The following is an 11736-nucleotide window of genomic DNA, read 5'->3' as shown; positions in this document are numbered from 1 at the left end:
TGCCGCATTTCGAGAAATTATAAATTGTAATACCATCCCGGCAATTTGTCGTTATATTTGCGGCAGAGATGAAAAGCGAGCAGATACAGGAAACTTTCGGAGATATTGATATTTATTTATTCGATCAGCTACTAAAAGGTACTTACAATGAGTGCAAAACCGTTTTGGATGCCGGGTGCGGAACAGGGAGAAACCTGCAGTACTTTTTAAAAAGTGGTGCACAGGTTTATGGGGTAGATCGGGATCCTGAAGCCATAACACAGCTTAAAATAGCGGCAAGTGCTTTTCCTCACATCAATCCGGAAGAAAACTTTAGCATTGCTCCTGTAGAACAATTGCCTTTTGAAAATGAAAGTTTTGATCTCGTGATCAGTTCGGCCGTACTGCACTTTGCCATGAACCAGGAACATTTTGAAGCAATGTTAACTTCCATGTGGCGTGTACTTAGACCAGGCGGATATTTTTTCTGCCGCCTGGCTTCAGAGATCAGTATTGAATCACTGGTCCGTTTTATCGGGAATGGCAGGTATATGCTTCCTGACGGATCAGAACGCTTCCTGGTTAACCAGGAGATGCTGTTGAGGCTTACGAAAAACCTTGGCGGGCAACTTCACGAACCGATTAAAACAACCAACGTACAAAACAGCAGGGCCATGACCACCTGGTGTGTACGGAAATCGTAGCCCGGTTTAAACAGCCTGCAGCGCCGATCAGCAGTATGATTTTCCTTTATGGATTGAAATACCGGATCCGGACATGATTGATCGGGAAAGTGTACTGACTCAGATTCAGGCCAATTAAATTTCCCTGTTAGTTGACTTTAACCAACTCAACCCTTCGGTTTTTTGCTTTGTTCTCTTCAGAATCATTGGCCACCAGAGGGCGTTCAGCCCCGAAACCCCTGGCCGACAGTCGCGACTTTGCGATATGAAGCTTAATCAGCGCGGCCATTACGGCATTGGCCCGATCAGCCGACAATTTTTTGTTGTGGGCGGCCTCACCTGTATTATCGGTATGCCCTTCGATGCTGATTTTCAGGTTTTGATCTTTGTTTAGGGCTTCGGCAATTTGATTTACGGTTGCTGAACCAGCAGTTGTGATGCCGGATTGATCGGTATCGAAATGAATATACAGAATAGACTTTCCACGTTGAGCTAGATCCTTTATGATGGAGTCAGCGGTGATCTTGCCAATGGTTTGGGTAAGTGCTTTTTGTTGCAGGATATTCAGCTTCGCGCCAACATTTGTAGCTGAATACTGCACCAGGATATTCCCTTGTTCTTTACTTCGGATGGCATAAACATTAATTTGGTCTCCGTCATAGCCAATGTCTCCTTCGTCACCTTTATTCGGATCTTGTTTATGGTAACGTTCATATTCCTCACTTGTAATGGTTCCGGAGTAAACTTTAACAGCGCCCACGGATTTAAGGTAATTGTCTACGCTGCTTTCAAAATAGTGCTGAGAGAATTTTGTTCCCTCCTGACCCGTGATGTTAGCCTTGTATAATTTGCCTTCAAAGCCTTTCATCACCCCGTTAATGGGGAAGAAGCAAATGTCGAAATCATTCAGCAGGGGTTTGTTCATTTCTGCAAGTCCTTTGGGCAAAGTGAAAAACGGAAATACGCCAAGATCGGCCCTGGTGTAAGGTATGGTTTCGAAGCTAAATGTTGGTGTAGTGTCTGGTATAACCTGTTGCCGGGCTGCTGGTTCCTCCTGTTGAGCAGCCTGTACGTTATTTTCTTTCGGCTTTTGCTTACAGGAGATAACAATAGCGGCCAGTGCGAATAAAAATCCAATTTTTTTCATCGGTACATGAATTTTAGTTAAGGGTAAAATGTCAACTTACAAAATTGCCTTTATGGTGTAAAAAGGGATTTAATTTCCCGATTTGACCAAAAATGCTGTAGCGAATTTAGCTGTAAAAGTTAAACATCGTTACAAATCCACACCGGTATCTTCCCTTAATACTGAAAAATACCGGAATACCAGTAGAAAAAAATACTGCAATTAAACCACTTTTTACCCAATGATTTCCTGCACTGATTATGCAACATGATGCTATCCAAAATCGTTTTCAGAAGGTAAAATTTGAATTAGTTGATTGCAGTTCCAGCGCATAACCTTTTAACTGATTCAATGCATTGCGTAACCGTTGTGACAAACATTTTATAGAAATGGATGTTAGTGGTTAAAAATAATTTATGAAAAAAGAGATACAGAAAACATTGCTTTTTTTAACCCTGCTGCTTAGCTCGGTATTGATGGTTTCATCTTGTAAGAAAAATGGTGCAGGGGAGGAGCAGCCGGAAACTGCCGCCACGCTAAAGCGCAAAGTGTTGGGTAAATGGGAATTATCTAAAGGCTTAATTACCTACTACGGCGCCAATGGCCAGGTGATTAACCAGGAAGATTTATCAGGAACTAAACCTGCTCCGGTTTGGGATTTTAGGGATAATGATATCCTTTACCAGAATGACGGCGGGAGGGAAAAGACATTTGCTTACCAGGTAGCTATCGATGCGAACGGTAAATCAAAACTGATTATTGACACGGATTATGATTTCAATGTGAACGTTGTTGATCAAAGCAATATGAAACTGTTTCTGGAACGCAAGTTGCCAGATGACCAGGAGGGCACGATTAGAAAGGAAACAATGGAAATAGAATTTAAGAAACTGTAGCCGATCTTCTTTATTGCCTAAAAATATACGAGAGCGGAGTTTGCAACAACCACTGGTTTTGTGAATTTAGGAGGGATGGATTGAAAATTAAAAACATTGCCTGCCAGCGGCTGTTCTCCATCTGTATGCTTTAAAAAATCAATAAAATTAAAAACCTATGAAATTCGTAAAAACAACATCCGCAAATGGCGAAGAAATTAACCTGCACTATCAAGATCTGGGTACGGGTACACCGGTAATCCTGATCCACGGCTGGCCACTCGATCACCAGATGTGGGACTACCAGTCTACCGCGCTTACCGATGCCGGATTCAGGGTAATCAGCTATGACAGAAGAGGCTTTGGTAAATCAGACAAACCACTAACAGGTTACGATTATGATACACTGGCTGATGATTTAAAGGCACTGGTTGATGAGCTTGGCCTGGAAAACGCGGTACTGGCCGGATTTTCAATGGGTGGCGGAGAAGTGGTGCGCTACTTTAGCAAACATGGTGGTAAAGGCATTTCGAAAGCCATTTTGATCAGTTCTATCGCGCCCTTTATGCTACAAACGCCCGACAATCCGGATGGCGTGCCGCAGGAGAAAATAGATGAGATTACAGCAGGGCTTATTGACGACCGCCCCGGCTTTTTAGGCACTTTTTCCAAACAGTTTTATGGGCAGGGACTACTTAATAAACCAGTAAGCAGCGAAAGGCTGGCCACTGACCTGAACATTGCAATGCAGGCCACCTTAAAGTCGACCCTGTCTTCGGCAGCAGCATTTTCTTCTACAGATTTGAGGGCCGAAATGTCGTCGATACAGGTACCTACACTGATCATCCATGGAGATGAAGACCAGACCGTGCCAATTAGAGCCACCGGCGAGCAGGCTGCTAGGCTTTTGCCTCATGCAGAATATCTGGTTTATGAGGGTGAGCCACATGGCCTTTTTATTACTGCAAAAGACCGGTTGAATGCAGATCTGATTGATTTTATACGTAAGTAACCTTTACGTAATCAGGCAGGAACGAAACCGCCCTGCCTGAACAATTTACTGCTCAATGAAAAGATGGTAGCGGATGTACCGCTAACGGTTTAATCTAACATCTTCAGCCCATTATTTACCGGCAGCAACAGAATGATGGTTTGCATGCTATTCTATAGCAGCCGACTATTGGTGAAGGCGGTTTACAAAAGCCATAAGCTGATTGTTTTAAGCCCGGAACGGGCCATTGCAGCGGCTAGCCAGGCTTAGCTTTAAATAGCCGTCTGGTTGAGAATAACCGCTGGTGAAAGGTTGCCAGGCAATTAAATCCTGAAATTCAGATTGCGACTTTATTTTTTCGCCGTTTTGGGGGCCAGGGTAAGAAACATCCTTTTACCTTCGAGTTTTGGCAATAGTTCAACCTTGCCTACTTCTTCCAGGCCTTGCGCAAATCGCAGCAATAAAATTTCGCCCTGGTCTTTATATACAATTGAACGGCCTTTAAAGTGAACAAAGGCACGTACCTTTTCGCCGCTTTCCAGAAAGGAAACGGCGTGTTTAAGTTTAAATTGAAAATCGTGATCGTCAGTATTCGGGCCGAAACGGATATCTTTGATGATGGTCTGTTTGGCTTTACTTTTAATCTCCTTTTGTTTCTTTTTCTGTTCGTAAAGAAATTTACTGTAGTCGATGATCCGGCAAACGGGTGGGATGGCTTTCGGCGAGATTTCAACCAGATCCAGATCCAGTTCTTTAGCCATTTGGAGTGCCTGCGTGAGCGGGTAAATGTTGGTTTCAACATTGTCGCCCGTTAAACGCACCTCTGGTGCGGTAATTAGCTCATTTATTTTATGTTCTGCTTCTTTTTTTCTGAAGGGCAAGCGTGGCCCCCTGTAAAATCCTGCTTTTTTTAATGCCAAATTTGAAAAGTTTTAGTGAAAAATTCTGTTAACGGAGCAGTTAATCTGGACAATAATGGTAATATAGCCTTTTTAGCGGAGCTAAGCAAGCTGATAGCGAAATCATGACGCTGTAAGTACTTTTGTATTTCCGCTGCAGAACCAGGCACAAGGATGGGGGTAAAACCCTGACTCAGCCGTTACGTCTTTTTAGCTGGTCGTCTCTTCGGTCATCACCTTGTCTTCAATCCTCATCGCTTCGAAGGTAATGAGCATAAAACCTGAGATCAGCAGCACAAGGGCTAAAAACTGCAATAGTTTTTCTGTGCTCCTGGTGTTTACCATCCTGTCTGCGCAGGTAAACCCGTTGATTCCGGTTAGTTTTCTGCGTTTGTTTTTTAGCCAGATGGCGAAGATGAAAATAAATGCCCCGAAAATTAGCGCTAAAATGCCACTGATAAAGGGCATTGTGGTGAAATTAAAGGTTTCTTGTGTTTCTATCATATAAAACAGACGAATAGAAAGCTAAAAAGTTTAAAAAAAATATATTTTTTGCTGTTAAACCAGACTTCATGTGAGCGCTTTCTGATATGCCATTTGGCATCTTCTGCGCTTTCCTGCCACATTTATTGAGCGTAATGGATGGTAACTGACTTACACAGGAAGGCAGGTGCTGGCGCTCCCTGCTGGTTTGAATTTGATTAGCGATATATGATAGGCGTGTGATGCAATAATCAGGAACGGGCTGAAGCAAAACACGTGTGGGTTTTAAGATTTATTTCGTTTGATCCAAACATATTTATGCGCACCCTGTTGTATTTAGAAATTATATTTAACTATGGAAAATACAGAAAAAACAGTTGAAATCTTAAACGACCTTATTCAGATCAACAATGATAGAGCAGATGGTTTTGATAAAGCAGCAGCCGATTTAAAAGAAGAAAACATTGATTTAAAGGCAACTTTTGAAAAACTATCATCTGATAGCCGCGACAACGTGATAGAACTGGCCGGGCTGGTAGGCAGAAATGCTGAAACTCCTGACACTGGAAATACTATTTTAGGAACTTTGCACAGGGCATGGATTGATATTAAAGCAACCTTCGGTGGTGATGACAGACACAGTATCCTGGCGGAATGTGAACGCGGTGAAGATGCGATTAAAAAAGCATACCGTGATGCACTTGCAGAAAATGAGCTTGGAGAAAATGTTAGATCGGTATTGTTAAAACAACAGGAAGGCATTAATACCAGCCATGATGCAATCAAAGCATTGCGTGATGCCCACGCTTAAGCGATTGAATTTTTTAAAGATAAAAGCCGTCAAAATTAAATTGATGGCTTTTTTTGTATTGGCACCAAAGGTAAAAAGAATGGTTAGCCTTTATGGCAACAGGTATCATCCTCATTTATTCGAACCTAAAAGTAAGATGCAGCTGCATCACGGCAGACTGGATGGAACGGTGAAATAAAGTAAGAGGCTGGTGCTGCCCCTCAGCTTTTTACGAACATCAGCCGATCTCTGGCGTATTGTTGTTTAAACGCCTTGCTGGGAAGCGATAGCCTGTAAATCCGTATTCCGTTGATATGGGAATTTTTTGAGTATATGGTATCCATAAGGGTTACCTGATCTGCAATAAGCAGAATGTCAGGCCCGGTTGATTTAGTGAGGTAAATGATGGTGTGCTGGTTCAGGTTTTTTGGCGACTGGTTAAGAAAGCTGTTTTTTGCCGATATTACCAGGGGCAGCGCTGCATTACCGTAGTGTTTTAAGGCGCCGGCGATGGCATAATCATTAGTTAAAATTACGCTGGCTTTACCGAATGTACCCGGTTGCCGGCTAACTGCTGCTACTCTGGTGGTCAGGTGTTCCCAATCTGTCATGTCGGCAAAAAACTGTGGCATTTTACCATAAGAGCCATCCTCATAACGAAGCGGTCGGGAAAAACCAGTTAGCCTGACCATTTCAGACAGGTAAAATTGATTACCGTTAACAGAAAATATAGGAATAACCACCGGAAGGCTGAGCAGTGCAAAAACATAAAGCATGCCGGTAAAAGTGAATTGATAAGCGGTTTTAAAGTGATTTAACATGCGCTCCCAGCAATATCCACCGTTAGCAAATAGCAGGGGGAAGAGCCCCAGTCCGTAATAGAGCTTGCCCTTTAATACGGATAGTACCGCAATGACCATTAAAGATGCGATGCCCAGAAATAAGTATTCTTTACTTTTCGGGTTGGTGATCAGAAAAATCAGGCCTGCAGACCATACCGCTACCGATGCGCCATGAAAAAAAAACAGTTGCAGCAGGTAATCGCTGAGGTCAACGTCAAAGTTCGTCTTCGCTACTTCGGCTGTGAATTTAAAAATAGGAAAGCCTTGTTCTATTTGCCAGACGATATGTGGTGCTAAAATCAACAGGAAAACAAGGGCAGGTGGCAATAGCTTTTTCCAGTGGGCAACATTGGTTCGCTGCCCGCAGATTAACCAGGCAATGAGTGCTGAAAACACCAATAACAGGATGCTATACTTGTTTAGTATGCCGAACGCCAGTGCCACTGCCATAAGCCAAAGGAAAGGAGTTTTACGGCTTTTATGGTAGGCGATGAGGGCGAAGGATAGGAGGGTCCAGAAGAACTCATCAAATACGGCCGGTTGCAGGAGATAGGAAGTTGCTAAAAATGCAGGTGAACAAATGATTGCAGAGCAAGCGATGATGATGGCCAAACGTTTTCCGCCCAGGAAGTAAGTCATATAGCCCGTCATTGCGACGGTTGCAGCAGAGAAAAGGCAAGGCAGGATTCGGTAGCCGGTTAAAGATGAACCGAAAAGCAGATTTGATACATGCGCAATCCAGGTTACAAATGGTGATATATCAGGGAAACCCCATTGCCATTCCTTTCCAAGTTCAACGTAATAAATTTCATCAGCATGATAGCCATATCCTTTTAAGGCAATTAAATGGATCAACAATTTTAAGATTCCGAAGAATATAATCAGGAGATGAGGTCTCCAGATGCTGCGTGATAAATCCTGGCTACCGGAAATATTAACCATTGAAAAGGGGAAATTGGGTAGCGTATTGATTTCGATGCTGCAGATTCATATCTATGATAACAGCAAAGGGGTAAATTGGTTTAAAAAGGATGTAATTCAGGTATGAATATTCAGATTTTGACTATTTCAGCGCAGACCAACAAAGATGGTACATGGTTGCTTATGCGCAAAACTTTTGTGCAGACTGTAAAGTAAGTAATCCGGGCTATTTTCCCATTGCCGGTATGGCCTGTATAAATTTTAGGATCGCTGTGCTGCTATTATTAGAGAAATGTTTGGGTTACGTGAATACAACATCGTGTTTAGCTAGGTATCATGATGAGTAAAATCACAAACATTGCTGTGTAAGGGAGTTTGGTAAATTGGATAACTAAAGGTCAGAAATAAAAAACGAGCCTGTGTCAACATAACAGGTTTAGCGCTGGCAAAAAGATAAATTTGCGGGTATCGTCATGTTCAGCTTGCCCGGGCATCTTCATGATTTGGTAGGAAATTATATGGTTTGAGATTATAGCTGCATTCCATTCATTTTGCCAAAAATCAGCTGACAACTTAACGATGTCGTTAAAAAAAATATTTTATAATATTGAATAAATACATTAAGTTAGTATTAAATCTACAAAATCAATATTATGAAAAACACAAAACTATTTATGCTATTATTAGCGGGATCGCTGTTACTTGCTCAGGCCTGTAAAAAGACGAGTAACGATGAAGTAAATGTTTCGGTAGAAAAAAAAGCTTCGGAAATAAGGCAGGGCTATTATTTGGGATCGTTGATCAGTTATGAACGAATTGACGGTAAAAATATCTTCAACGGCGATATGGTCATTCCGGATGAACAAATCACTACAAAACTGCCGGAAGTGACAACTGAGGGACACGGGCCAGCCGGGGCATACAAGTGGCCAAACCATAAAGTTTCCTATCGATTTGCAGCCGGATTTACCACTACGCAGACCAATACAATATTAACCGCCATGGCCGACTGGACTGCAAAATCAGGGATTATATTTGAAGCCGTAACTTCTGGCTACTACCTGACTATACAGCCGGGCAGTGTAAATAATTGCACGGTAGGTTATGTTAGCGGGGCTACGATGAATCTTTCCAATCCGGAAGCTAAAGGTATTGTTGTTCATGAGTTAGGCCATGCTATCGGGTTACACCACGAGCAGCTACGTGCAGACCGTGACTCCTATATTTTAGTAAAATGGGACAATATAAGTGCATCAGCTCAATCGGGTTATAATAAACTTACAGGTATGAATTATGGAGGGACAACATTTGATATCAGTTCTATTATGCTTTATGGATCATACAATGGATATGGTGCAATAAACAGCAGTCTTCCAACCACGACCAGGTTAGACGGTTCTACCTGGATCGATAATTCATGGAGTGGTACAAAATCACCATCCACCAAAGATGCCAGCTGGGTAAAAACTATTTATGGGATTTAGTATTCGATTTTTGTCAATTGCTTAAACCGATGTTAAAATGTCGCATGGCATTTAATTACCCGGGAAATGAAAAACGGGAACCTATCCTAAGATAGTTTCCCGTTTAATCTAAATTAACGCTCTCAGATATATAAGCGTAATTTTTTGCTATTTATTGTGCCTGGTGAAAAAAAAATGTCAGGTTTTATCAGCGGAATAAAAAAATCGTTAAGCTTAGCGAATGACATCATTTTTTCACCTTCGCTAAATACCTTTTGTTGCCAGGATGATAGCTGATGATGTGTTTAACTGTGTCCGGCAGCTGCAATATATTCGGGGTCCACAGGTGGAGCCGTATCAGTTGGCGTATTTTCAAGGTAAGACTGTTCCAGTTCACCTAATAAATTTTTAAGCGTACTGATCCTGGTGATCACCTCATCTTTTTGTGCTGCATTGTGCTCTGGAGCACCATCCATGGCATTTATGGTGTCTATAGCGTAATCCATAAACCCTTTTGCATTTTCAGATAATGTTAAGTTTTCCATAGTAGTAACTGTTGGTCTGCATTTGGTGCAGGCGCTATTGTAAGACAAATTTATTGCTGTTTGGTTTGGACGATACTCAAAATGCTTGTTCTTTGGCTTGTATTCCTGTTTTAAGCAGCCCTTTTTATGTGGCCAGGTTTGTAAATTGCCCATAAACAGTTACGGGCATCAAAATGTACATAAGGAAGACAGGCTTTAATCCATTGCCGGCTCAGTTCTCGTTCTGCCCATTGGCTGGCTTTCATAGGCGCCGTTTCTGTAATCCTGCTGAAAGGCGCCGTAATCTGCACATACGAGGGCGGCCTGTTCGGTGGCGATATTAAGGATTTGTTGCTGCCAACCTGCCTTGATGGCAAAAGCTTTCAGCTCATCTTTTGTAGCAGAACCATCCATGCCCGAACTCCTGAGTTGCGAGGATGCGGTAAGCATGCCCATATCATCAATTACCTGGTAAAGCTTACGGTATTCTTCTTTGATGAGTTTAAACTTCAGGGTGTCTTTTACGGGCTGTAATTCCTGAACAACGTAATCTTCGCCTTTGAACGTTGCAGTAGAAAGCAGTGATGCCGAAACATGTTGCATGCGTTTCTGCACGGAAACAATGCGTTGAGCCTCATTTTCCCATTTAGGTTGCAGAATATCCAGATAAGGGGAGAGGGAGGATGGGTAGGCTTGTTTCATGTCAATAAGCAGGTAGCGGTCTTTTTTGCGTATGCTTTTAAGCAGAAAGAGGTACCGTTTTTGTCCCAGGCTTCCTGTTCCGGCAAGTCGGTAAACAACATCTTTCACCCGGTAGTTATATGGGCTATCGTTGTTGTTCGACAACCAGTTTTCCATGTGGTTGATTAATTCGGCTTTTAATTCTTTTTTTAGTTTAAAGTGCCGTTCATCGCTGGTATCCAGCAGCAGTTTCCGCCCTTTTTTTAATGTCCTTTTCTGCAATAGCTCGTCTGCAGAACTCCGTTCCGCACGTTTTAGAAAATCACCGGTAATGCCTTTGGATGTTCTGGGATCCAGGTCCATGGCCTTTCCACCAATCAGGGTGGTACCATAGCTTTTCAGGAATAGTGCAGCCATATTCATGGCTTGTTCCCCATCGATCTCCAGGGTTTGGAAAGCAATAAAAATGCTGGTCACCAGACGCACCACTTCCCAGAGTACCGGTGCCTTTACTGCTTCATCGAAATCGTTGAGATCAAAGTATACCAGTTTGTTATCACCTTTATAACTGCCAAAATTTTCCAGGTGCAGGTCGCCGCTGATCCAGCCAACCGGCGATTTGGGCATTGCTTTTAGTTCAGCAATCCTTTCGTAGAAAAGATGGCAGGTACCGCGGTAGAACCTGAATGCATTTTCGAGCATTGCGCTGTATTTAAGCCTGGTGATTGAGGGCAATCGGTTTTTGTTGAATGCTTTTATTTTATCTGAATGTTCTGACATATATTTATCACTTATAGCTAGTACAACCTGATGGGCATAATGGTTTTGGCTTTGTGCTCAGCGTTGTAGCCAGCAAGGCATTTTTTAACTTTCATTTGCGCTGTTAGCGGCAGTAAACACCATTTATTGGCCTTTTGCAGCCGTTATTGGATTTTTGGTGACCGTTAATGATAAACCGGTTATTTCATCTGATTTCTGAGAAATAAATGTTTGACATCTTTTCTAATAATCAGTATTTTTATTCAAATTTAAACTCGTAAAGAAATAACGCCTCTCTATGTTCAAAGATCCCTTTTCTTTTTATGGCAGAATCCGCCGTACGGAATTTGCCTTAACCCAAATCTTTTATTTTATTGTTCATTTTTTTGTGCTGATTGTGGAGAATAATAAGTCAGTTGGTAGCTGGATTGAATTTACAAAATTATTGCCAATCTATTTGTTGATGTCGCAGGGTGCGAAACGCTGCCATGACTTAGGTAAATCAGGCTGGTGGCAATTGGTACCTTTTTACATGCTGATGATGTTTTTTTCGCCCGGAGATTTTGGTCCCAATGAGTACGGTGATAATCCGAAGGGCGAAGGTAATGAGCGTTATGATGCATTTGGATATGACTTTAAAACCGGCAAAACGATTGCGGCAGGGGAGCATGATCGAGTGTAAGCTTTTCAGGAATAAAACAAGACCAAAATCAACACGAT

General features: G+C 42.2%; 13 protein-coding genes. 7 read left to right on the top strand and 6 right to left on the bottom strand.

All coding sequences use genetic code 11. The features are described 5' to 3' along the window. Window positions 1–68 precede the first annotated feature (68 nt). Window positions 69–683, top strand: coding sequence for a class I SAM-dependent methyltransferase (locus ACFE6N_RS20500; RefSeq protein ID WP_378939574.1), 615 nt, complete (start codon window positions 69–71; stop codon window positions 681–683). A 127-nt stretch (window positions 684–810) separates the two neighbouring features. Here ACFE6N_RS20500 and ACFE6N_RS20495 read toward each other — a convergent pair whose 3' ends face one another. After that, window positions 811–1809: an OmpA family protein gene (locus ACFE6N_RS20495; protein WP_378939572.1), complete on the bottom strand. Its 999-nt coding sequence runs from the start codon at window positions 1807–1809 to the stop codon at window positions 811–813. Between the two features lie 395 nt (window positions 1810–2204). On the opposite strand from ACFE6N_RS20495, the gene ACFE6N_RS20490 reads away from it, so the two are divergent. Together ACFE6N_RS20490 and ACFE6N_RS20485 are read left to right on the top strand one after the other, a co-directional pair. Then, entirely contained in the window at window positions 2205–2684 is a 480-nt protein-coding gene (locus tag ACFE6N_RS20490) for a hypothetical protein (RefSeq protein WP_378939570.1), read from the top strand. A gap of 157 nt (window positions 2685–2841) precedes the next feature. Next, a complete protein-coding gene (locus ACFE6N_RS20485; protein WP_378939568.1) occupies window positions 2842–3675 on the top strand; it encodes an alpha/beta fold hydrolase in 834 nt (277 codons plus the stop codon). 329 nt (window positions 3676–4004) lie between these two features. On the opposite strand, the gene infC is transcribed toward ACFE6N_RS20485, so the two are convergent. Both infC and ACFE6N_RS20475 read right to left on the bottom strand, forming a co-directional pair. Beyond that, complete coding sequence (gene infC, locus ACFE6N_RS20480; protein ID WP_145855008.1) at window positions 4005–4574, bottom strand: translation initiation factor IF-3; 570 nt, start codon at window positions 4572–4574, stop codon at window positions 4005–4007. Between the two features lie 189 nt (window positions 4575–4763). Next, window positions 4764–5057, bottom strand: a complete 294-nt coding sequence (locus ACFE6N_RS20475; protein WP_378939565.1) for a hypothetical protein — start codon at window positions 5055–5057, stop codon at window positions 4764–4766. 334 nt (window positions 5058–5391) lie between these two features. Between ACFE6N_RS20475 and ACFE6N_RS20470 the strand changes: the two genes are divergently transcribed. Continuing rightward, window positions 5392–5847 carry a PA2169 family four-helix-bundle protein gene (locus ACFE6N_RS20470; RefSeq protein ID WP_090979836.1) on the top strand — a complete coding sequence of 152 codons (456 nt, stop codon included), beginning with the start codon at window positions 5392–5394 and terminating at the stop codon, window positions 5845–5847. Between the two features lie 43 nt (window positions 5848–5890). After that, window positions 5891–6025, top strand: a complete 135-nt coding sequence (locus tag ACFE6N_RS20465; protein ID WP_378939563.1) for a hypothetical protein — start codon at window positions 5891–5893, stop codon at window positions 6023–6025. Window positions 6026–6047: 22 nt separating this feature from the next. On the opposite strand, the gene ACFE6N_RS20460 is transcribed toward ACFE6N_RS20465, so the two are convergent. Further along, window positions 6048–7610, bottom strand: coding sequence for an ArnT family glycosyltransferase (locus ACFE6N_RS20460; protein ID WP_378939561.1), 1563 nt, complete (start codon window positions 7608–7610; stop codon window positions 6048–6050). 632 nt (window positions 7611–8242) lie between these two features. On the opposite strand from ACFE6N_RS20460, the gene ACFE6N_RS20455 reads away from it, so the two are divergent. Next, on the top strand, window positions 8243–9073 hold the full coding sequence (locus ACFE6N_RS20455; RefSeq protein WP_378939559.1) for a M12 family metallopeptidase: 831 nt from the start codon (window positions 8243–8245) through the stop codon (window positions 9071–9073). A 284-nt stretch (window positions 9074–9357) separates the two neighbouring features. Here the strand turns inward: ACFE6N_RS20455 and ACFE6N_RS20450 are convergent, their stop codons facing one another. Both ACFE6N_RS20450 and ACFE6N_RS20445 read right to left on the bottom strand, forming a co-directional pair. Next, a complete protein-coding gene (locus ACFE6N_RS20450) occupies window positions 9358–9597 on the bottom strand; it encodes a hypothetical protein (protein WP_378939557.1) in 240 nt (79 codons plus the stop codon). A gap of 195 nt (window positions 9598–9792) precedes the next feature. Continuing rightward, window positions 9793–11037 carry a DUF2252 domain-containing protein gene (locus ACFE6N_RS20445; RefSeq protein ID WP_378939555.1) on the bottom strand — a complete coding sequence of 415 codons (1245 nt, stop codon included), beginning with the start codon at window positions 11035–11037 and terminating at the stop codon, window positions 9793–9795. 277 nt (window positions 11038–11314) lie between these two features. Here ACFE6N_RS20445 and ACFE6N_RS20440 point away from each other — a divergent pair, with 277 nt between their 5' ends. Beyond that, window positions 11315–11698: a DUF805 domain-containing protein gene (locus tag ACFE6N_RS20440; RefSeq protein ID WP_378939553.1), complete on the top strand. Its 384-nt coding sequence runs from the start codon at window positions 11315–11317 to the stop codon at window positions 11696–11698. Window positions 11699–11736 lie beyond the last annotated feature (38 nt).

Origin of the sequence: Pedobacter sp. BG31 (assembly GCF_042464845.1) — a bacterium.
GTDB classification, from domain to species: domain Bacteria; phylum Bacteroidota; class Bacteroidia; order Sphingobacteriales; family Sphingobacteriaceae; genus Pedobacter; species Pedobacter suwonensis.
The sequence above is the reverse complement of the archived record's forward strand: the minus strand, read 5'-3'. Positions and strand labels throughout refer to the sequence as shown.